Raw genomic sequence first — 23,227 nt, forward strand, 5'->3', positions numbered from 1 at the left:
TATATTGTTTCCAAGAATTATAAATTTTTTAATGCTTGTTTAATTATTGTTTCAACGGTGGCTTCAGCGTTTTCTTTGATGATTTTATCCACCACTTTTTCGGCATTTTTCCTAACATAACCCAAAACCTCCAAAGCAGATAACGATTCTTCTCTGTTAATATTGTGTTGTGCTCCGGATATTTCGTCTAAGTCGTAGATTTTTAACACTTTTTCTTTCAAATCCAAGATCACCCTTTGAGCCGTTTTATTCCCAATACCTTTGATGGATTGAATGGTTCCCACATCTGCGCTTCCTATGGCGTGGATAATTTGCTTAGGCTCTAAAGAAGATAACATGGTTCGGGCAATACTCGCGCCTATTCCTGACACGGATAACAGCAACTTAAATAATTCTCTCTCGGATTTTTCGACAAAACCAAATAGCGAATGGGCATCTTCTTTTATTTGGAGATAAGTGAAAAGCTTAATAAAGTCGGTATTAGGAAGCAAAGAAAACGTATGAAGAGAAATATTGATATGATAGCCTACACCATTGCAGTCAATCACAACTTCTGTTGGTGTTTTTTCTACCAGTTTTCCTTGAATATGTGCAATCATTTTAATTGAAATCTATTCCAAATATAGCAAAATTCTTCAACTGACATCATCTCTTTGCAATATCTGAACAATATTACAAAAACTATTTGGCTGTCATTTTTTTTCTCTTCTCTTTTTCCTGAGCGTCAACCACCGAAACCGCTACCATATTTACCATTTCTTCTACGCTGGCGCCCAATTGAAAAATATGAACTGCTTTCTCCATTCCCAACATAATCGGCCCTACAGAATCTACTTTGTAGAGTTCTTTCAACAATTTGTAATTGATATTAGCCGCTTCCAAATTAGGGAAAACCAAAGTGTTCACTTTTTTACCGGCCAATTTAGAGAAAGGGAATTTGTTTTTGAGCATTTCGGGATTTAAAGCAAAATCGGTTTGGATTTCACCGTCAACAATTAAATCCGGATAGTATTTATGCAGATAGGCAACGGCTTCTCTTACTTTGGTAGCACTTTCGTGTGAAGAAGAACCAAAATTAGAAAACGAAACCATGGCAATAACCGGTTCCATCCCAAACATGCGAACTGTTTTGGCGGTCATCAAAGCAATTTTGGCCAATTCATCCGCGGTTGGATTTGGGTTTATCGCTGTATCCGATAAAAACATCGGTCCGCGATTGGTCATCATCATATTGGTGGTCGCAATCAAAGTAATTCCGGGTGCTTTACCAATCAATTGCATCAAAGGTTTCACCGTAGAAGGATAACTTCTTGAATAACCTGAAACCATGGCATCAGCATCGCCTTCATTAACCATCATTGCCGCAAAATAATTGCGCTCTCTCATCCATTTTTGAGCATCCAACAAAGAAATGCCTCGGCGTTGTCTCGACTTCCAATAAATATCGGCATACTTCATTCGGCGCTTGTCTTCTTCCTTGGTTTTTGGATCAAAAATAGGCACATCAGCATCAAAACCCAATTCTTCTTTTAACTCTAAAATCAATTCTTTGTTTCCTAACAAAATAGGATGAGCTATGCCTTCTTCGTAAGCAATTTGGGCCGCTTTTAATACATCTAAATGATCGGCTTCGGCAAAAACTACTCGTTTTGGATCGGTTTTAGCTCTATTGGTTAATAAACGAACCATTTTATTATCGGACCCTAAACGCTCTAATAACTCTTCTTCATATTTATCCCAATCGGTAATCGGATTTAAAGCCACACCCGAATTCATGGCGGCTCTCGCCACTGCCGGCGCAACTTGTGTAATTAATCTTGGGTCGAATGGTTTTGGAATAATATACTCTTTCCCAAAGTTCAAACGGGTTTCGCCATAGGCGATATTCACCTGCTCGGGCACAGGTTCTTTGGCCAATTCGGCCAATGCGTGTACCGCTGCCATTTTCATTTCTTCATTAATTTTGGTCGCACGAACATCTAAAGCACCGCGGAAGATATAAGGAAAGCCCAAAACGTTATTCACCTGATTAGGATGATCCGAACGTCCGGTAGCCATAATGATGTCTTTACGGGTTTTGACCGCTAGGTCATAGTCAATTTCCGGAATCGGATTGGCCATGGCAAAAACAATTGGGTTTTTGGCCATCCCTAAAAGCATTTCCGGCGACATGATATTTCCGGCGGATAAGCCTAAAAAAACATCGGCCCCAACCAAAGCTTGTGCTAAAGTGGTTCCGGCTTGACCATGAGTGTATCTTTTTTGTAAATCTGACAAATCGGTTCTTTCCGGTGAAAGCACACCGTCTTTGTCGAACATGATGATATTTTCGGGTTTAACGCCCAATAAAATATACAAATTAGCACAAGCCAAAGCCGCAGAACCGGCACCGGAAACCACAATTTTGACATCGGTGGTTTTCTTTTTGGCCAACTCTAACGCATTTAACAAAGCTGCCGAGGAGATGATGGCCGTTCCGTGTTGGTCATCGTGCATTACCGGAATATTTAATTCTTCGACCAAGCGTCTTTCAATTTCAAAAGATTCGGGTGCTTTGATGTCTTCCAAGTTAATCCCTCCGAAAGTTGGGGCAATATTTTTTACGGTTTCGATAAAAGCGTCTATATCTTTGGTCCCGACTTCAATATCAAAAACATCTATACCTGCGAAGATTTTAAAGAGCAACGCTTTGCCTTCCATGACCGGTTTTGAAGCCTCCGGACCAATATCACCTAAACCTAAAACAGCGGTACCGTTACTGATTACGGCTACTAAATTTCCTTTAGCAGTATATTTATATACATTGTTAACGTCTTTTGCAATTTCCAAACAAGGTTCGGCCACACCGGGAGAATAAGCCAAGGACAAATCTCTTTGTGTTGCGTATTTTTTGGTAGGCACTACTTGAATTTTACCGGGCGTAGGTTTGGCATGGTACAAAAGTGCTTCTCGTCGCTTGCTGTATTTGTTCATTATAGGTTAGTTTTGTTCTGACTTACAAAGGTAAAAGTATCAGTGTAAAAAGGAAATTTTTGACCATTTCTTTTTGAACAATCTAAAAAAGTAAAAGCCGCACTGTTACGATACGGCCTTTTCTCAATTTAACTAACTAAATTTGTGGTTGGTAATTATTCTTGAATCAATTCCTTGATATTGATATTATCGGGCAATCGACCTACATTTTGGAGTTTAATCGCCGCTAATTTTTGAGCTACTGTTATGGTTTCTTCAATATTTTTATGATGCAATTGGGCATATAAAAATCCGGTCCAGAATGCATCCCCTGCGCCGGTAGTGTCCTTGACTTCTTCGATAGGAATGGCTTTTTGAAAAAACAAGCCTTGCTTTATATCTGAAACTACTACCCCGTTTTTCCCTTTGGTCAAACAAATGGTCGAAGCACCTAAACTGTGGAAATAATCAAAAATAAACTCTTCCGATTTTACGGCGGCGAAAAGGCGGTAACAATCGTCTTCGCTCAATTTTACTAGCGGATCGTTGGCCAAATATTCCCTGAGCACACTTTTAGCTTCTTCTCGGTCGGGCCAAATGCGCTCTGAGAAATTGATATCGATGCTAAGTTGTAATCCTAAGGCTTTGGCTTTTTGGGCCCGATTTAAAATGGTTTGTCTTGCCGGGTTTTTACTTAAAGCGAAACAAGTGGTGTGAAATATTTTGGCTTCGGCTATGATGTTATCGGGTAATTGACTCTCGAAAATTTCACAATCAGCTTGACGGTACGGAATAAAATCGGGCGTCTCAGTTGATTTTGAGACAAAAATTACGGATGTCGGAACCGTTTCCGATTTTCCGATATGATTCGTATTCACATGATTGGCTTTCAATTTTCGGATGACATAATCGCCCAAACCATCTTGACCGCAAGAAGCCACGAGAACGGCATTTAATCCCAAACGTGAGGCATTTACCGCGACATTGGTGGGTGAACCACCTAAAAAGCGGTGGTAATCTTTGGTTCTGTTAATGGATGTATTGACTTCATGACCGATAAAATCTATCAACACTTCGCCTATACTTATGATATCTATGGTTTTCAATTTAAACTAAAAATTTAAAATTATGATGTAATGATTGGTGTACTAAAACCGTTGCTGCAGCACTCCAAGCACAAAACGAAACTCCATTAGGTGCTGTAGTTTGGGTATTGAAGTTTTCATAAAACGAAAAATCTTTATAGGCATTGGCTTCGTTTATTTTTTCTAAAATGACTGCTGTTTTGTTCTTTTCTCCTTTACTTACCGAAGCTAAACCATAAAAGCCATTTACCATGGGCCAACTGCCCGCGTTGTGAAATTCGTAAGGATAATTTCGAAACTCGTATTTGCAATTGTTTTTAAGCAAATGCCAATGTTCATCTGTATCAAAAATGGGTGGCCAAAAAGCCGGCAATAAACCCAACTTGGTTTGTGAAGCTAAACTATCGGCATAATTTAAAATCTTATTTTGAAATTCTACTGAACCTATGTTTAACAAAACTACCAAGGAATTGGCAAAAGCATCAAACTGTGTTTTATAACCCGACGGAGAGAACGAGCATGGCATATAATCTTGAAAATTGATTTCATGGTACGCTCGTTCGTGGTATTTCTCTCCTTTGGTATCGGGCATGAAATTGATTTCTATTTGAGCAATTATCCTTTCAATCTTTTGGTTGATAGCTTCGCTTTTGGCAAAATAATTATAGCATTTTAAAGCCCAAACACGTAACAATTGATCGTATAAAACATAACCATCGGTGATGTATTCATCGGCCCAATTTCCCGAAAGCGGCACATAAACTAAGTGTTTGTTATTGAATTCCCAAGCGTCTAAAAGTCCGAAACCCTTTTCGATTTCGGAATGGTATTGGGATACGAAAGCAGCATCGCATTTGTAATAAGCATATTGACAAACCCCAATAATGAACCAAGTTACCGCATCCACTCTTCCGGCCAAACCTCCATAACTCACTTCGCTTTTCCCATCAGTCATTAAAACATTGGAAGGAATTGTACCAATGGGATGTTGGTGTTTAGCCAAAGTATCTAGAGTGCTTTTAAAAGTTGCAATCAATTTTTCATCACCCGAAGCCAAAGCCGCCAAACCACAAATCACGCCGTCTCGCGCCCAAACCCTTTTGTAATTGGTCGTATTTTCGGCACTGGCCAAAAAACCATGAGGCGAGGCAACATCGTATAACAAATCAACAGCTTTATGGTAGGCGATATTATTCACTTTGTACAATTTGGTTTTTATTTTTGACTGTAATGAAGAGTGTCAAAACACCGGCTATGATTAAAAATAACCCTGCTAATTTTATAACATTCATTGGATTATTACCTAACCAATCATATACAAAATATTGCATGGTTAAGATTTGAATAGCCATTGGAATTACAATAAACATATTAAAAATACCCATGTAAACTCCGGTTTTCTCTTTGGGAATCGAACCGGCTAACAATTGGTAAGGCATGGCCATGGTTGACGCCCAAGAAATCCCTAATCCGAAGGAATACAGAAAAATAGTGGTTACCGGAATGTTATCGCCGAAAGGATTGTGCATCACAAACAAAACATCGGTATTATTGAGCAACGGAATAGACAACAATCCGATTCCACCCAAAGTTAAAGCCATAAAATGAACCCCTTTGGCCCCAATTTTTAAAGCTAATGGCACCAATAAAAAGGCGACCATAAAGCAGATAATATTGTACGTTCCGTTGAGACTACCGGTTAATAATTGCGCTTTGGAAAACTCCGCTGAAGCTTGATCGGTTGTACCAAATAAGGAAAGTGACAACGAAGACGTGATATATTGCCAATAACAAAACATGGCATACCAAGTAAAAAACTTTACCGGTATGAGTTGCTTCATCGTCAGCGGCATGGTTCTGAAGGCTTCTGTTATGTCATTCAATACCGTTTTAAAAATATTTTCTTTTTTCTTTTCTTGGATTAACGCCAATTCTTCTTCCGTTGGCGGGTATTCTTTGGTGGTCATGACCGATAATAACACGGAGGAAATGGATGCAAAAGCACCGATAAAAAAGGCCCAATAAGTATAGGTTGGAATACCGTTTTCCATTTTATCAGTGATGGCTAAAAAGCCTAGTGAAACTAAAATGGCAGGCGTAAAATTGGCCAAAGTGATTCCGAAACCGGTGAAGAAACTTTGCATTAAGAAACCTAGTGACATTTGTTTGTCATTTAATTTATCCGCAACAAACGCACGGTAAGGTTCCATCGCTACATTATTGGCAGCATCTAAAATCCAAAGTAAGCTGGCCGCCATAAAAAGCGTATTCGAATAAGGCATCAATAATAAAGCAATACTAGAAAGCAAAGCACCAATTAAGAAAAAGGGTTTTCTGCGTCCGAATTTGGGAGACCATGTTCCGTCACTTATCGCTCCGACTATAGGCTGAACAATCAATCCTGTAATTGGGCCGGCAAGCCATAGCATGGGTAAACTTCCTTCATCGGCACCCAAATATTTATAAATGGCGCTCATGTTACTTTGTTGCAAACCAAAACTGAATTGGATTCCGAAGAAACCAAAATTCATGTTCCAAATTTGCCAAAAGCTTAGGTTTATTTTTTTGCTCATCATCTAATTTAATTTCTTGAGGAATTCTTCAAACGGAATATTGTTGGTAAAAATCACCCCTTGTTTATCAATAACAGGAATTGACAAGTTATTGGTACTGATGTTGGCTTTTTTGAGTTTGACCAACATTTCTTTTAACGCTTCCTGATTTTTATCGATGTCATAGAAAACGAATTCGATGTGGTTTTCTTTGAGGTATTTTTTGGTATCGGTACAATGATGGCATTCGTCACTGCCGTAAACAATCATTACTGTTTTTTCAGATTTTGTAATGATGGTTTTACTTTCCTGTGCCGATATCCCATTGCTCACAAAAAACATCAAAAAGAACAAAAGAGCGACTGACTTTTTCATTGGAACAACTTTTAAGAATCTACTAAAGGTAGAAATTCTTTGGTTAAAAATAATTCCCATACCATAAAACTATGGTATAGGAATTACTCAAATTAAACATGAAATAGGTTGCTTAGAACTTGTAAGACAAGGCCATAGAAAGTGATCTTCCCGGCAAAGGTCTTGCTCTAACGATATTAGTGGTATTGGCAGTTATGCTTCCTTCTTCAGCTTCTGTAATGGCCAAAGTGTTGAATAAATTGTTTCCGGCAATGTTTAAAGATAAACCTTTGGTGATGCCTACTTCAACAAATCCGTTTACGATTACAAATCCGTTCATCACCAATTCGTTGTTGTCTTGAGCATACGCTTTGGTTTGACCGATGAAACTTAATCCAAAAGTATTGTTGGCTTTTCCGAATTTATAAGTTGGGATGAAGTTGTACATCATTTTTGGTTGTCTTCTTGGTTCGTTACCGTCATTAGCTCCCGAAGTAACTTCAGCTTTAGTATAGGTAAATCCACCACGTAAGTTCAAATCATTGTTTACATTGTAAGAAGACTCTAACTCAAGACCCATCGAACGGTAATCGTTTTCGATGATACTGTTAGAAGTAGCTTCAAATCCGCCTTCTTCCGTAGTGGTTGAGCTAAAGAATGTTGCGTAAACATATCCTTTGTCGAATTTTCTTTTGTATCCTAATTCCGCTTGCGCTAAATAATCCAAAGAGTTGATTTTGTCTCCGTCCAAATAATCTAAGCCTGAGAATAAAATTCTATCAGCTTTAGCGGAAGCTCCTTTACTGTAACGAGCGAATACTGACTGACGTGCATCGATTAAATAATTAGCTCCTAATGAATAAGACACATAATCGTAATCGTAATCAACAGCGGTAGTATTAGCGGTATTGATAGCAGACACGCTGGTTTCCGGTGCAGAAATTACGTTGTCATTATTGATGTCATAAGTCGTTTGTGAAGAACCAGCAAATGAACCATTCACTTGTCCCATGTCAAAACGGATTCCTCCTTCTAACGACAATTTATCGGTAGCCTCAAAAGACACGTTAGCGTAGGGTGCAGAAACATTATATTGTGTATCATAGTTTCTGGTACAACAGTTACCCCATGCCGGAACACCGTAAGCGTATAATCCGTTAGTAGAAAGTAAATTTCCTCCTGCATCAGTTACATTGATTAATCTCGGATTGTTATCCGATACTTCTTGTAAGTAAGAGTTCCACAACCATGACATTGAGATATTTTGAATCGATTTGAAATAACCGGCAGTTACCCCAACTTTATCAAATTTCTTAGTAATTCTTAAATCGTTCATGAAGTTGTTGAAATTGTTTAACTCCACATCAAACATGTGAATTCTTGACACTAAACCATTTGGTGTGTTGAAAGCAGTTCCGTCATTGGCATAAGTCAATGTTGACCCAGCACCGAAAGAGTTAGCAATAGTGGCTGCAGAAGCTACTTCGGCCGGGAATGGCGTGATGAATTGTCCGCTATTTGAAGAGAATCGACCGTTATTGGTAACTTTCCAACCCTCGGCTAATTCGAAGTTAACTGAAGCCCCGATGGTTTTAGAAACCGGGTGCATTCCATCGGCTACATTGCCTCTTCTTAAACTTCCGTCGCCGTCTAACCCAACATTGTGCATTAAGTAAGGTGACTGTTGTGTTCCTGAAGTAGCGTCGTATCCGCTGATGCTGCTCCAATTCGGGCTGGCATTGCTACCGGTTACTTTAATTGGCATCGGCATGTAAGCCGCTGCTCTGTCGTTTAAAAATTTAGCATATACTGTAACTGAACCGTTGTCGAATTCTTTAGTAATGTTCATTTTAAATTGTCCCCCGTTGTTGGCTGTGAAGCCCGGACTTCTAACCCCTTCACCGGTTCTGTAAAAACCACCGGCGTGGAAATATAAACCGTCTCCGATACGAGCACCATACTCAATATCAGTTCTGAAATCGCTGTAATCTAAACCAAAACTGGTTACCATACTTCCGCCTTCGGTTTTACCGGTTTTGCTGATAAAGTTGATGATACCACCCGGAGAATTAGACGACAAGGTAGAAGCAGAGCCTCCACGAATGGCTTCGATTTTGGCAATATTTCTATCAAATCTGGTAAAGATATCTGCTGTAGCAAAAGCGATATCACCGTATAATAATACCGGTAAGCCGTCTTCTTGAATTTGTAAATATTTAGAACCCCCAGAAGAAATTGGCACCCCGCGAACTGAGATGTTGGCATTCCCTTCTCCACCGGAAGACTCAGAGCGAATCCCCGGAATGGTTCTGAAGATTTCGGCTGTTGATCTTGGCGCCGATTGTTCTACTTGTTTCACATCTAGAGTAGTGATGGAAACACTTGATTTGATTTTGGCTCTTGGATTAACCACACCGGTCACCACTACTTCTTCTAATACTTTAGAATCATCTTGTAGTTGGAAATCCATAGTGGTGTTTCCTTTTACATCCACGGTTTTCTTTTCAGTAGCAAAGCCAATGTAAGAAACCGTTACTGTAACCGAACCATCGGTCAATCCCGAAAAGGAATACATTCCTTCGGCATTGGTTGACGCTGATTTGGAACCGCTACTCAATACCACGTTGGCACCTACTACGGCTTCTCCTTTGGCATCGGTAACTTTTCCTGACAAGCTACTGCTTTGTGAAAAAGAAAGGTTGAATAGTAGCAAAGCCACTAAAAACAACATCTTCTTCAAAAATAAAGTACTTTTTTTCATCATTTGTAATTTGTTTGATTAGTAATTTTTGTTGGTTTATTTTTCGAAATTATATTTTTAGTTAACAAAATTTTAATAAATCGTCATCGAAAACGTTTTCGAAAATACCGAAAACGTTTTCGATACAAGATTGGGATTTTTTTATGATATTTGTTAAATGAGAGACATTACTTTGAAACAAATTGCTGAAACCTTAGGAATATCTATTACTACGGTCTCTAAGGCATTGAAAAATTATCCTGATGTCAGTCCGAAAACGAGAAAGGCAGTTTTAGATTTGGCGCAGTCTCTCAGTTACACTCCTAACAGTTTTGCGGTTAATTTACGAACCAAAGAATCTCGTACCATTGGGTTAATTATCCCAGAGGTTGTCCATCATTTTTTCTCCAATGTTATCAACGGAATTATCGATGAAGCCGAAAAGAATGGTTATTTGGTCATTATACTCCAATCCAATGAATCTTTAGAGTTGGAAAAAAAGCAAGTGGAGCTTTTGATGAATAAAAGAGTGGACGGTATTATCATGTCCCTGTCAAATGAATCTAACGATGATGAGCACATCAAAGAAATACTTCGCAAAGAAGTTCCTTTTGTGATGTTTGACAAAATTTCCAAACTGATTCCATGTTCCAAAGTGATTATCAATGACCAGAAAGCTGCTTTTAATGCGGTTGACCATTTGATTCAAAAAGGCTGCCGAAAAATTGCTCATATTCGCGGACCGGTGAATCCTCAAAATGCGATTGATCGTTTTTTAGGGTACAAAAAAGCATTGGAAAAAAACAATATTCCATTCGATTCCAAATTGGTTTACACTTGTAAAAATGTGACTTTTGAAGAAGGTCTTGAGTTTGCCAAACAAATTGCGACCGACCATCCGGATGTGGATGGTATCTTTGTGATTACCGATTTGGTTGCTGTTGGGGTTTTGGCCCATTTCAATGAGGTTGGCATTAAAGTTCCTGAACAAGTAAAAGTCATAGGCTTTAGTAACTGGTTTATGTCGCAAGTGATTACACCTAAATTGAGCACTGTGGACCAACCCAGTTTTGAAATGGGTGTTCAATCCTTTAAATTATTGTTGGAGGAGATTAGCACTAAGAAAGAGTTACTGCCATTTCAACCCAGAACTATTGAATTGGAAACGGACATTATTGAAAGAGAATCTACTTCAAAAAATTAATATTCCTTTTGACGCCTTCCCATTGGGCTCTTTTTAATGGAGAATTGGGGAATACTTTAGCAAAGGTTTCTTCGGTGATTTCTTCCCAGTCTTTTTTGGTATAAGACAATAATTCAGGATAAGCTTGGAACGCAGGCTCCTGATGTGGTTTTGAAAATTTATTCCACGGACAAACGTCTTGACAGACATCACAGCCAAACATCCAATCGTCTAATTTCCCTTTTACTTCTAAAGGAATATGCTCTTTTAGTTCAATAGTATAGTAAGAGATGCATTTGCCGCCGTCAACCAAGTATGGTGCAATGATGGCCTGTGTCGGACAAGCGTCTATACAAGCGGTACAAGTACCGCAATGATTGGTTGTGGGATTATCGTATTCTAATTCTAAATCGACTATCAGTTCGGCTATGAAATAAAAAGAGCCTACTTGTTGGGTCAATAAGTTACTACTTTTACCCATCCAACCGAGGCCACTTTTGGCGGCCCAAGCTTTGTCCATTACGGGGGCAAAATCAACAAAGGCGCGACCGGGAACTTCTCCGATTTCAGTTCGAATACTGCGCAATAACTTCTTTAGTTTTTTCTTGATAACATTGTGGTAATCTTTTCCGTAGGCGTATTTTGAAATTTTGTAACTGCCAACAATTTGTTCTTCGGGCGGATAATAATTGAGCAACAAAGAAATGACACTTTTGGCGCCGTCAACCAGTAAAGTGGGATTCAACCGCATGTCGAAATGGTCCTCGAGATATTTCATTTCGCCGTGGTGGTTTTGGTTAAGCCACTGTTCCAATCTTGGTGCTTCCTCTTCTAAAAATCCCGCTTTGGAAATTCCGCAAGACATAAACCCCAGGCGTTTGGCTTCGGCTTTGATGAATTGGGTGTATTTTTCTTTGTTAGCGTTCATGTTGCATTAGGGGTTGGAGCGATTGTTTGAGCTCTTTTTTGTGCAGCAAAAAAAGCGAGTGCGGAAAACCCGACCCGAAGGGTAATGCCCTAAAAAAGTCCGCCTTGAATATTGGTATTGATTTTTCCCAAATGTTTATAGGCTTTCTCGGTTACTTCTCTTCCTCGCGGCGTTCTGATAATGAATCCTTCCTGGATTAAAAATGGTTCGTACACTTCCTCGATGGTTTCCCCACTTTCCGAAACGGCTGTGGCCAAAGTAGATAAACCCACCGGTCCTCCTTTGAATTTTTCGATGATAGTGGTTAGAATCTTGTTGTCCATTTCATCTAAACCGTGAGCGTCAACGTGTAATGCTTTTAGGGAAAAACGGGCAATTTCAATGTCGATTTTACCGTTACCTTTGATTTGGGCGAAGTCGCGTACCCGACGTAACAAGGCATTGGCAATTCGTGGTGTTCCTCGGCTGCGTCCGGCAATTTCGATAGCCGCTTCCATGGTAATCGGCATTTTTAGGATGCTTGAACTACGTTGGACGATGGTGGTTAACAATTCGGTATTATAATATTGGAGACGGCTTTGGATTCCGAAACGCGCTCGCATGGGTGCAGTAAGTAATCCCGAACGCGTGGTGGCACCAACTAAAGTAAATGGATTGAGATTGATTTGGACACTACGGGCATTGGGACCGGATTCAATCATGATATCTATTTTGAAATCTTCCATGGCTGAATATAGATACTCTTCAACAACCGGACTTAAGCGATGAATTTCATCAATGAATAAGACGTCTCTATCTTCGAGATTAGTCAGTAATCCGGCTAAGTCACCGGGTTTGTCTAAAACCGGTCCGGAAGTGATTTTGATTCCAACCCCTAACTCATTGGCTAAAATATTAGCCAAAGTGGTTTTACCTAATCCCGGCGGTCCGTGGAAAAGCGTGTGGTCGAGTGCTTCTTCTCTTAGGTTTGCAGCTTCTACGAACACTTTTAAATTTTCCAATACTTGTTCTTGACCGGTAAAATCGTCAAAACTAAGCGGTCTCAACTTTTTTTCGAGGTCGATTTCTTCCGGGTTAAAACGGTGGTTGGTTGGATCTAAATTTTCATTCATCTCACAAATATATAACAAAGTTGGTTGCTAATAAAAAAGCCTTTCGGTCAGGAAAGGCTTTTTCTATATTTTAAGTAAGAATTAGTGGTGTAATACTTCTTCTCCCGGTTTCATAGGTACGTTTTGCGGTACAAAATCGTCATCATGACCCGGTTTGCTGTAATCGTAAGGCCATCTGTGAACTTCAGGAATGGCACCAGGCCAGTTACCGTGAATGTGCTCGATTGGCGCAGTCCATTCCAAAGTGTTTGATTTCCATGGATTTTGAACCGTTCTTTTTCCGTAGAAAATGCTACTGAAGAAGTTGTATAAGAATACCAATTGGAACACACCTCCGATTAAGGCAAACGTTGTAATGATAACGTTTACATCTTGTAAATCATCGAACAACGGGAAGTTAGTATTGGTGTAATATCTTCTTGGTAAACCGGCCATTCCGATGAAGTGCATTGGGAAGAATACTCCGTAAGCACAGATTGCAGTTACCCAGAAGTGAACATATCCTAAGTTTTTGTTCAACATTCTTCCGAACATTTTAGGGAACCAGTGGTAAATACCGGCGAACATTCCGTAAAGTGCAGAAATACCCATTACCAAGTGGAAGTGAGCTACAACAAAGTAAGTATCGTGAACGTTGATATCAAGTGTACTGTCTCCTAAGATGATTCCGGTTAAACCTCCGGTGATGAAGGTAGAAACCAATCCGATAGAGAACAACATGGCAGGGTTTAACTGTAAGTTACCTTTCCAAAGTGTTGTGATATAGTTGAATGCTTTTACCGCAGACGGAATTGCAATCAACAAAGTTGTGAAGGTAAATACCGAACCTAAGAACGGATTCATCCCAGAGATAAACATGTGGTGACCCCAAACGATGGTTGACAAGAATGCAATGGCAATAATTGACATAATCATCGCTCTGTAACCAAAGATTGGCTTACGAGAGTTGGTGGCAATAATTTCAGAAGTAATTCCTAAAGCCGGTAATAATACAATGTATACTTCAGGGTGACCTAAGAACCAGAACAAGTGCTCGAACAATACCGGTGAACCACCTTGATAATGTAACACCTCTCCCGCAATGTAGATATCAGACAAGAAGAATGAAGTTCCGAAACTTCTGTCCATGATTAACATCAAGGCAGCTGATAATAATACCGGGAAAGAAATAACCCCGATGATAGCTGTGATAAAGAAAGCCCAAATGGTAAGTGGCAATCTTGTCATTGACATTCCTTTGGTTCTTAAGTTAATTACCGTAACGATATAGTTCAAAGAACCTAATAAAGACGAAGCAATGAAAATAGCCATAGAAACCAACCATAAAGTCATTCCGGCTCCAGAGCCTGACATGGCTTGAGGCAAGGCACTTAATGGCGGATAAATCGTCCATCCTGCTGATGCCGGTCCGGATTCTACGAATAAGGAAATTACCATGACCACACTTGACAAGAAGAATAACCAGTAGGAAACCATGTTTAGGAATCCTGAAGCCATGTCTCGTGCACCAATTTGCAACGGAATCAACAAGTTACTAAAAGTACCGCTCAAACCGGCAGTTAATACAAAGAATACCATGATGGTACCGTGAATGGTAACTAAAGCCAAATAGGTTTCGTTGTTCATTACGCCACCCGGAGCCATTCTTTCTCCGAGGAAAAAGCTGAAAATTTTAAAAGATTCTTCGGGCCATGCTAACTGCATTCTGAAAAGCATTGACATCCCAACACCAATTACACCCATAATGATACCGGTAATCAAATACTGTTTGGATATCATTTTGTGGTCAATACTAAAAATGTATTTAGTAATGAACGTGTCTTTATGGTGGTGTTCGTGTTCGTCGTGACCGTGATCGTGATTGTGAGCTTCTGCTGACATATAGGTAAACTTTTAAATTTTATTAATTTTTCATTACTGCTTGAGCCACTACAGTAGTGTCTTTGCTGTTAGAAGAGGTAGAATCTTTAGTTGGTTGTACCGGAGCTTCGGCAGCTTTAGCTTCTGCTGTAGCTGTTTTCACTGCTTGAACGATAGTTTTTGGCGCATTTTCTTTCAACCAATTTTGATAATCTTCCGGAGTATCAACAACTACTTTCATTTGCATGTTATAGTGAGAAGCTCCACAAATTTTATTACATAATAATAAGTAATCAAATGTATAAGGATCTAATGCTGTTTGCCCTTCGGCTACTAACTTTTCGCTTTTCTTAGCTCTAATTGAGTTGATATTGGCTACTTTTTCAATCATTGCCGGTTTGTCTCTCATTTCGGCCGTAGTCAAAGTAGGGATAAACGAAAACTCGGTTACCATTCCCGGCACACAGTTCATTTGAGCTCTAAAGTGAGGCATATAAGCGGAGTGCAAAACGTCTTGAGAACGCATTTTGAAGATGACTCTTTTTCCTTTCGGGATGTGTAATTCCGCAGAGGTAAAATCATCTTGAGCGTTTGGATCTGACAAATCAACTCCTAAGGTATTTACGCCTTCAATATATCTTACATTAGCTTTACCCAAAACATTATCTGCTCCGGCGTATCTGGCTTCCCATTTAAATTGTTGTGCATAAAGTTCGATAACGATAGCATCTTCTTCGTCTTTTTCATCTACAAACATAATGTTTGTCCAAGCATACAACCCGTATAGAATTAATCCGGCTAAAACAATTGCAGGGATGATACTCCAAATAAATTCCAATTTGTTGTTATCGGCGAAGTAAAGTGCCTTTTGTCCTTCTTTTCCTCTATATTTAAAAGCGAAATAGTGTAATAAAGCTTGAGTAACGGTTTGTACAAAAAAGATTAAAACCATTGAAATCATCATCAAGTTGTCAACTTCAGGTCCGTGTGCCGAAGCTGAGTCGCCAATTAATGGAAAGTGGCTGTAGTTTAAAAGACAGTAGATAGTGGTTAGGTAAATAAATCCTAAAAAAGCAAACATCAAGTAACCGTTAACTTTGTTATCGTTATCGTTTGCTATTTGCGTGTCATTCACATTTCCACCAACTTGAGTTAAGTCGAATATTTTTGTTAACTGCCATAAGGCAACTGCTAATAAAACTACAACTATAAGTACCAAAAGAGTTGTCATTTGTAATTTACTTTAAATATTAATAATGAAAATGTTTACTTTCTTCGATAAACGGATTGCGTTTTGGTACCAATGGTGCTTTAGTTAAGGCATTGAATACTACAAAGATGAATAATCCAAAGAAGAATAAGATTGCTGAAATTTCCGGGATTCCGATGAACCATTGGTCACCTACCGTTGCCGGCATAATCATATTGAAGAAATCCACATAATGTCCGAATAAAATAACGATACCGGCCATTACTATAATCCATGAAATACGTTTGAAATCAGTATTGATTAAAACCAAGAATGGAAAAATAAAGTTCATAGCAACTGCTCCGAAAAACGGCAAGTTAAAATCTTCTATTCTGGTTTTGAAGTATGTTACCTCTTCCGGTATATTAGAATACCAAATCAACATGAATTGAGAGAACCATAAGTATGTCCAGAATACACTAATACCAAACATGAATTTTGACAAATCATGGATGTGGCTTGAGTTAACATTCTCTAAATAACCTTTTGATTTTAAATACAAGGTAACCATTGAGATAGCAGTAATACCGCTTACAAAGAAGCTGGCAAACACATACCATCCGAATAAAGTACTAAACCAGTGTGGGTCAACGGACATAATCCAATCCCAAGACATGATAGATTCAGAAACGATGAAGAATACTAAGAATGCCGCTGACATTTTGAAATTCTTCTTGTAAAATGAATTGTCTGTAGCTTCGTCTTGTGCCAAACAATTCTTTCTGGATAAGTATCTGTATAAATTCCATCCGAAGATAAAAATGGCGGCTCTGATAATCCAGAACGGGAAGTTCAAATATCCTGCTTTACCAGCAATTAAATGGTCATAGTTAGCGCTTTTCGGATCGGTTACCCCATCAGCCATCCAAACGAATAAGTGGTTGAAATGTAAACCTGATAATAACAATAAGATAAATAAGATAATAGAACCCGGTAAAAGGTAAGCTGTAATTCCTTGCATTACTCTGAATAAAACCGGAGACCAACCTGCTTGTGCCACTTGTTGGATAGCATAGAAAGCTAAAGCTCCTAGAGCAATCAACATAAAGAAAAGACAAGCAACATACAAGGCAGCCCAAGGCTTGTTTTGTAATTGGTGTAAAACGTGTTCTAAGTGTTCTTTATGGTCATCATGTCCTGCAGTTGCGTGGGTATCATGAGCAGCAGTTTCCGTGTGAGCTTCTTCTTTTGCAGGTGCTGCATGAGTTTCTGCTACAACAGTAGTGTCATGTGATGTTGTGGCAGAGTCTTTAGCTACAGGTTCAGCATGAGCCTCTTCGGTTGTAGCAACAGCTGCTTCAGCTTCATTTTTTGCGGGTTCAGCATGAGCCTCGGTTGTCGTTTCAGCAGGTGCTTCATGAGCAGTAGCCGCTCCGTGTCCACCACCGTGATGTGCAGCTTCTTCAGCTTTCAAAATAGCCTCAACCTCTTGAATATCTTTAGGTGCAGTTAAAAAACCATAACCAATCCCAAGAACACCTACGATCATTAGGACAAAGGAAAAGGTCTTTAATTTACTTGAAAATGTATACATATCTATAAGAATCTGTTTGTTCTACAATTATAATTTGCTTTTAAGTTGCATTACATAAGCCGCAACCAACCAACGCTCTTCCTGACTTAATTGGTTAGCATGGGAACCCATTGAGTTCAAACCGTAAGTCACTACGTGGAATACACTTCCTTCGTTGATTACTCTGTCTGCATAACTTGGAACCCCTAAGAATTTTTCTTGAGTAACCAACTTCCCTTTTCCATTTCCTTCAGCACCATGACAAATGGCACAATAGATACCGTATAGTTCTTCACCTTTCTTCATATCCACTTGAGTTGCATCAAGAGGTGATTTTGGGTTCAAAGCTTTAATAGCGGCTAAGGCTTCCGGAGTATTTGGATATTCATAAGGAACAAATCCTCTTTTGATAGAACCTTGAGCAGGAATTTGTCCTTCCTTTCCTTTTTCACCAGTTGGTGAATTGAAAGCATCTGACTCAGAATAGGTTTCATAAGCCACAGATTCGTACATATTTGGCATGTATTGATAGTTGGGTTTTAAATCATCTTTACAAGAAGATAAAGAAACCATGCTACCAAACACAAATGCTATTTTAAGTAAACTTTTCATATCTAAAATTAATGCTTTTCAATTACTTTTACTTCAACTGCTCCTGTTCCTTCGAAGAATTTTACTAATTCTGCTTCATTATCATGAACAGACACTTCCATTAAAAAGTGGTCATCAGTAGTTCTTACATCCGGGTTTTCTGCTTGTTTAAATGGCCACAATTTACTTCTCATGTAAAAAGTAATTACCATTAAGTGGGCAGCAAAAAATACGGTCATCTCAAACATTACCGGAACGAAAGCCGGCATATTTTGAATATAACTAAAACTTGGTTTTCCTCCGATGTCTTGTGGCCAATCGGAAATCATGATATAATTCATCATGGTGGTTGCCACGGTTAAACCGATACATCCGTAGATGAAGGCACAGATAGCCAATCTTGTTGGCGCCAATCCCATTGCTTTATCCAAACCGTGAACCGGAAAAGGAGTGAAAATTTCCTCAATATGATGATGAGCTGCTCTGGTTTTGTGAACCGCATCCATTAATACATCATCATCATTGTATATTGCGTGTATAACTTTATTACTACTCATAGCAAATATTAATGTTTATCTGAATGATTATGACCTTCTAATTCTCTCTGTTTTTTATAATTCTCTCCTGATGATTTCAAGATTGTTTTAACCTCTGCTTGAGCAATCACAGGGAATGTTCTGGCATATAAAAGGAATAATACAAAGAAGAAACCAATCGTACCGATGAAGATTCCGATATCTACAAATGTCGGTTGGAACATCGTCCAAGATGATGGCAGATAATCTCTGTGTAATGAGGTTACGATAATTACGAAACGCTCAAACCACATACCGATATTTACCACAATCGAGATAATGAAAGAGAACATAATACTGGTTCTTAATTTCTTGAACCACATGAACTGTGGAGAGAATACGTTACAAGTCATCATCGACCAGTAAGCCCACCAGTAAGGACCGGTTGCTCTGTTCAAGAAAGCATATTGCTCATACTCTACTCCTGAATACCAAGCTACAAATAACTCCGTAATATAGGCAACCCCAACGATAGAACCTGTAATCATGATTACAATGTTCATCAATTCGATATGTTGTATGGTGATATAAGCTTCAAGGTTAGATACTTTTCTCATGATGATAAGTAAAGTATTTACCATCGCAAATCCTGAGAATACCGCTCCAGCAACGAAGTACGGAGGGAAGATAGTCGTATGCCATCCCGGAATTACCGAAGTAGCAAAGTCAAAGGATACAATAGTGTGTACAGAAAGTACTAATGGTGTTGCTAAACCGGCCAATACAAGAGAAACCTCTTCAAAACGTTGCCAGTCTTTTGCTCTTCCGCTCCATCCGAAAGATAGGATAGAGTAAATTTTCTTAGTGAAAGGAGTTACGGCTCTGTCTCTCAACATCGCGAAATCCGGTAATAAACCTGTCCACCAGAATACTAATGATACTGAAAGATAAGTGGAAATCGCAAATACGTCCCAAAGTAACGGTGAGTTGAAGTTAACCCACAATGAACCAAATTGGTTTGGAATAGGCACTACCCAATAAGCCAACCAAGGACGACCCATGTGAATGATTGGGAATAAACCGGCTTGGATTACCGAGAAAATGGTCATGGCTTCCGCAGAACGGTTGATGGCCATTCTCCATCTTTGACGGAATAACAATAATACCGCAGAGATTAGAGTTCCGGCGTGACCGATACCTACCCACCAAACGAAGTTAGTGATATCCCAGGCCCAACCAACTGTTTTGTTTAATCCCCATGTTCCTATTCCGGTAGAGATGGTATAGACTATACAACCTATTCCCCAAAGGAACGCTGCTAATGCTATTGAAAATACTGTCCACCATTGTTTGTTGGCTCTACCTTCTACAGGCGCAGCGACATCTACTGTTACATCGTGATAAGATTTATCACCTATAACTAAAGGTTTTCTAATGGGTGCTTCGTAGTGAGACGACATAATCCTTTATATTGTTTCTTAATTAATTATTTTTTGATACTAGGTATTTCTAACTTTTACGTGATAGAAAACATTTGGTTTTGTTCCAACGCTTTCCAATAGGTGGTACATTCTATTATCTTCGGCTAACTTAGCAACTTTACTTTCTTTGTTGTTAACATCACCAAATACCATAGCACCCGTAGTACAAGCAGAAGAACATGCCGTTTGGAATTCTTCCACACCTACTTCTCTGCCTTCACGTTTTGCGGTTAGTATAGTCAATTGTGTTTTTTGGATACACATCGAACATTTTTCCATAACTCCACGAGAACGAACGTTTACATCCGGATTCACAACCATTCTTCCTAAATCATCATTCATGTGGAAATCAAACTCCTCATTATTGCTGTATAAGAACCAGTTGAAACGACGCACTTTGTAAGGACAGTTGTTAGCACAGTAACGAGTACCCACACATCTGTTGTATGCCATTTGGTTTTGACCTTGACGACCGTGAGAAGTAGCCGCTACAGGACATACTGTCTCACATGGTGCATGGTTACAGTGTTGGCACATTACCGGTTGGAAAACAACCTGTGGATTATCACTTGGATTTTCCATTTGGCCAAATCCGCCTAAAGATCCTTTTTCTCCAAATAAACCATTGAAGCTTTCTTTTTTCTCGTTGTCTTGTGCGAAAGTTTCTTCAGAAGAATAATATCTGTCAATACGCAACCAGTGCATATCACGACTTCTTCTTACTTCAGATTTTCCAACCACCGGAACATTGTTTTCTGCATGACAAGCAATCACACAAGCACCGCAACCGGTACAAGCGTTCAAATCAATTGACAAGTTAAAGTGATGTCCTACCGAACGATCAAATGATTCCCATAAGTCAACTGAGGTTGCCGCCACCTCTTTGTGGTCTAATGAAACCATTGGTGTTGGATTCCAAACTTCAGGTTCATCAAATTTAGCAGTGAAAACAGTTAAAGTAGTTTCTTTAATAACATCGCCTCTACCCATTAAGGTTCTTTGCGATTGTACACAAGCAAATTCATGCTCACCATCCGCCTTAGTTAAAGTGGCTGATTGTACATTATTAAAGTTATTATATAAAGCGTAAGCGTTAACACCTACTTGCATTTCTTCTTTTAAAGCGGCTTTTTTACCGTACCCTAAAGCCAAACCGATAGTCCCAACGGCTTGACCCGGCTGAACAATTACCGGCGCCGTGATAGAAGTATCACCAACTTTTACCGTAGCATAACTTCCGTTTAAACCACCATTAGCTACGATTTCATTAACCAGTCCTTTTTTGTCGGCATCCGCTTTTGAAACCGTAATATAGTTATCCCAAGATACTCTAGTAATTGGATCCGGAAACTCTTGTAACCAAGGGTTATTGGCTTGTTGGCCATCGCCCATACCGGTTTTAGTATACAATACCAATTCAAATCCGTTAGCCGGTTTTGATTGTGCCAAAGCATTAGCTGCTGCTGAATAATCTGCTGAACCACCTGCGGCAGCAGAAACTACACCTGCAACAACACCGTCATGAACCGCTTTATTCCAAGTCAATCCGTTTAAGTAAGCAGCTGAGTTAGCTTTAATGTAATCGTAATAAGAGGCTGAGTTACCTGTCCATGACAACAATCCTTCTTGGAATTGTTTTGAACTGAATAACGGACGAATCGTTGGTTGAACCAATGAATAAGTACCTTTGGTCAACATTAAGTCATTCCAAGACTCCAAATAATGAGGAGCAGGAACAGCGATATTGGTAAGCGAAGCCGTTTCGTCTTCTTTCAAAGAGAAGGCTACCGATAATTTAACTTTTTTCAATGCTTCAGCAAAAGCTTTTCCACCTGCCAAAGTGTAAACCGGATTCACACCACTCATAATTAGAGTATGAACGCTTCCTGCACTCATATCTGCTAACAATTGAGTTACTTTAGCATCAGAACCTTTTCTGATTTGACGTGTTCCTACCGTTGAGAAAGCTTCACTTGATAAAGCTTGGTTAATAGCCAAAACCAATAACTGTGCATTTTTATCTTGAATACCGGAAACCAAAAGTCCTTTTGAACCGGCCGCTTTCAACTGTTGAGCTGCTTTAACCACTTCTTCTTCATTAGCTACTTTTCCAAGACCAACTGAAGCACCGGTAACGATGTTATATATTTTAACTAAAGCTAATTTTTGGTTAGCTACCGTCATTGGTACACGTTTATCAGCAGCAGCACCTGACAAAGTCATATTGGCTTCAAACTGATAGTGTTTAGACATTTTTCCTTTTTGTGGAATTCTACCTTGCGCATATCCACTGTCGAATCCTCCACCTTGCCAATCACCTAAGAAATCTGCATCAATAGATACAATAGTGTTGGCTTTAGAAAAATCGTAATCCACCAAAGCTCTTTCACCATAAACCGCTTCAAAAGCATCTAAAGCGGCAGATTCTGAAACCGCATCGTAAACCACGTGTTTAGCCGTTGGGTTTTGAGCAATAAATTCAGCGATTAACTTTTCCGTTGATGGACTTGCCAAAGTATTTGTTAATAAAACCACTTGTCCGCCTTTAGCTTTAGCTTCTGCCAGACTTGCTTTTATTTTTGAATCTGCTTCTTTCCATGAAGCATCTTTTTGACCCACTTTAGTCACTTTAAGACGCATGCTGTCATATAATGACAATACAGAAGCGTGAACTCTGGCATTGGCAGTAAACTTAGCACCGGCTATAGTGTTATTTTCAATTTTGATCGGACGACCTTCTCTTGATTTTACCAACACATTAGCAAAATCAAAACCGTCAAACATAGTTGTTGCAAAATAATCTGCAACACCCGGAATAATTTGCTCCGGTTGTAAAACGTAAGGTATAGATTTGTGTACCGGACCCTCACAAGCAGCCAAAGTAGCGGCAGCTGTACTGAATCCAACGTATTTCAAGAAATCACGACGAGTTGTTGAAGAAGAAGATAATGAATCTTTGTCTGATAAAAATTCATCTGTTGGAATTGGCTCCACAAATTCATTATTTCTAAGCGCCTCAACAATAGAACTATTTTCGTTTAGCTCCTCAACACTTTTCCAGTATTTTTTGTTCGATGACATCGTATATAAATATTAGCTTCTTAATAATTTG

17 protein-coding genes are annotated in these 23,227 nt (G+C 39.2%); 1 reads left to right on the top strand and 16 read right to left on the bottom strand.

Annotated elements, in window-relative coordinates; translation table 11 throughout:
* Positions 1 to 17: 17 nt before the first annotated feature.
* The 7 genes from ruvA to P7V56_RS00965 all read right to left on the bottom strand — a co-directional run bounded on the left by ruvA (position 18) and on the right by P7V56_RS00965 (position 9,707).
* Positions 18 to 599, bottom strand: a complete 582-nt coding sequence (gene ruvA / locus P7V56_RS00935; protein ID WP_171221542.1) for a Holliday junction branch migration protein RuvA — start codon at positions 597 to 599, stop codon at positions 18 to 20.
* Positions 600 to 681: 82 nt separating this feature from the next.
* A complete protein-coding gene (locus tag P7V56_RS00940) occupies positions 682 to 2,973 on the bottom strand; it encodes an NADP-dependent malic enzyme (RefSeq protein ID WP_171221541.1) in 2,292 nt (763 codons plus the stop codon).
* Between the two features lie 155 nt (positions 2,974 to 3,128).
* Positions 3,129 to 4,058, bottom strand: coding sequence for a carbohydrate kinase family protein (locus P7V56_RS00945; RefSeq protein ID WP_171221540.1), 930 nt, complete (start codon positions 4,056 to 4,058; stop codon positions 3,129 to 3,131).
* A 1-nt stretch (position 4,059) separates the two neighbouring features.
* Positions 4,060 to 5,235, bottom strand: coding sequence for a glucosidase family protein (locus P7V56_RS00950; protein WP_171221539.1), 1,176 nt, complete (start codon positions 5,233 to 5,235; stop codon positions 4,060 to 4,062).
* On the bottom strand, positions 5,228 to 6,610 hold the full coding sequence (locus tag P7V56_RS00955; protein ID WP_171221538.1) for an MFS transporter: 1,383 nt from the start codon (positions 6,608 to 6,610) through the stop codon (positions 5,228 to 5,230). Before P7V56_RS00955 ends, P7V56_RS00950 begins: the two co-directional genes overlap by 8 nt.
* 3 nt (positions 6,611 to 6,613) lie before the next feature.
* The gene (locus tag P7V56_RS00960) at positions 6,614 to 6,964 is read right to left on the bottom strand and encodes a glutaredoxin family protein (protein ID WP_171221537.1); all 351 of its coding nucleotides are present in this window, start codon (positions 6,962 to 6,964) and stop codon (positions 6,614 to 6,616) included.
* 112 nt (positions 6,965 to 7,076) lie between these two features.
* The gene (locus P7V56_RS00965; RefSeq protein WP_240976571.1) at positions 7,077 to 9,707 is read right to left on the bottom strand and encodes a TonB-dependent receptor domain-containing protein; all 2,631 of its coding nucleotides are present in this window, start codon (positions 9,705 to 9,707) and stop codon (positions 7,077 to 7,079) included.
* A gap of 154 nt (positions 9,708 to 9,861) precedes the next feature.
* Between P7V56_RS00965 and P7V56_RS00970 the strand changes: the two genes are divergently transcribed.
* Positions 9,862 to 10,887, top strand: coding sequence for a LacI family DNA-binding transcriptional regulator (locus P7V56_RS00970; protein ID WP_171221536.1), 1,026 nt, complete (start codon positions 9,862 to 9,864; stop codon positions 10,885 to 10,887).
* On the opposite strand, the gene queG is transcribed toward P7V56_RS00970, so the two are convergent.
* From queG to P7V56_RS01015, 9 genes are all read right to left on the bottom strand, one after another.
* Entirely contained in the window at positions 10,871 to 11,794 is a 924-nt protein-coding gene (gene queG / locus P7V56_RS00975; RefSeq protein WP_171221535.1) for a tRNA epoxyqueuosine(34) reductase QueG, read from the bottom strand. The two genes, P7V56_RS00970 and queG, sit on opposite strands and share 17 nt — an antisense overlap.
* An 89-nt stretch (positions 11,795 to 11,883) precedes the next feature.
* Positions 11,884 to 12,906, bottom strand: coding sequence for a Holliday junction branch migration DNA helicase RuvB (gene ruvB, locus P7V56_RS00980; RefSeq protein ID WP_171221534.1), 1,023 nt, complete (start codon positions 12,904 to 12,906; stop codon positions 11,884 to 11,886).
* 81 nt (positions 12,907 to 12,987) lie between these two features.
* Positions 12,988 to 14,787: a cytochrome c oxidase subunit I gene (locus P7V56_RS00985; RefSeq protein ID WP_171221533.1), complete on the bottom strand. Its 1,800-nt coding sequence runs from the start codon at positions 14,785 to 14,787 to the stop codon at positions 12,988 to 12,990.
* Positions 14,788 to 14,809: 22 nt separating this feature from the next.
* On the bottom strand, positions 14,810 to 15,997 hold the full coding sequence (locus P7V56_RS00990) for a cytochrome c oxidase subunit II (protein WP_171221532.1): 1,188 nt from the start codon (positions 15,995 to 15,997) through the stop codon (positions 14,810 to 14,812).
* Between the two features lie 19 nt (positions 15,998 to 16,016).
* Complete coding sequence (locus tag P7V56_RS00995) at positions 16,017 to 17,549, bottom strand: ribonuclease E domain-containing protein (protein WP_171221531.1); 1,533 nt, start codon at positions 17,547 to 17,549, stop codon at positions 16,017 to 16,019.
* Between the two features lie 27 nt (positions 17,550 to 17,576).
* Positions 17,577 to 18,140: a c-type cytochrome gene (locus P7V56_RS01000; RefSeq protein WP_171221530.1), complete on the bottom strand. Its 564-nt coding sequence runs from the start codon at positions 18,138 to 18,140 to the stop codon at positions 17,577 to 17,579.
* An 8-nt stretch (positions 18,141 to 18,148) separates the two neighbouring features.
* Positions 18,149 to 18,676: a DUF3341 domain-containing protein gene (locus P7V56_RS01005; RefSeq protein WP_171221529.1), complete on the bottom strand. Its 528-nt coding sequence runs from the start codon at positions 18,674 to 18,676 to the stop codon at positions 18,149 to 18,151.
* Positions 18,677 to 18,684: 8 nt separating this feature from the next.
* Positions 18,685 to 20,094 carry an NrfD/PsrC family molybdoenzyme membrane anchor subunit gene (gene nrfD, locus P7V56_RS01010; protein ID WP_171221528.1) on the bottom strand — a complete coding sequence of 470 codons (1,410 nt, stop codon included), beginning with the start codon at positions 20,092 to 20,094 and terminating at the stop codon, positions 18,685 to 18,687.
* 39 nt (positions 20,095 to 20,133) lie between these two features.
* A complete protein-coding gene (locus P7V56_RS01015) occupies positions 20,134 to 23,196 on the bottom strand; it encodes a TAT-variant-translocated molybdopterin oxidoreductase (RefSeq protein WP_171221527.1) in 3,063 nt (1,020 codons plus the stop codon).
* Positions 23,197 to 23,227: the final 31 nt, after the last annotated feature.

Source organism: Flavobacterium sp. IMCC34852 (assembly GCF_030643905.1).
Classification (GTDB): Bacteria; Bacteroidota; Bacteroidia; order Flavobacteriales; family Flavobacteriaceae; genus Flavobacterium; species Flavobacterium rivulicola.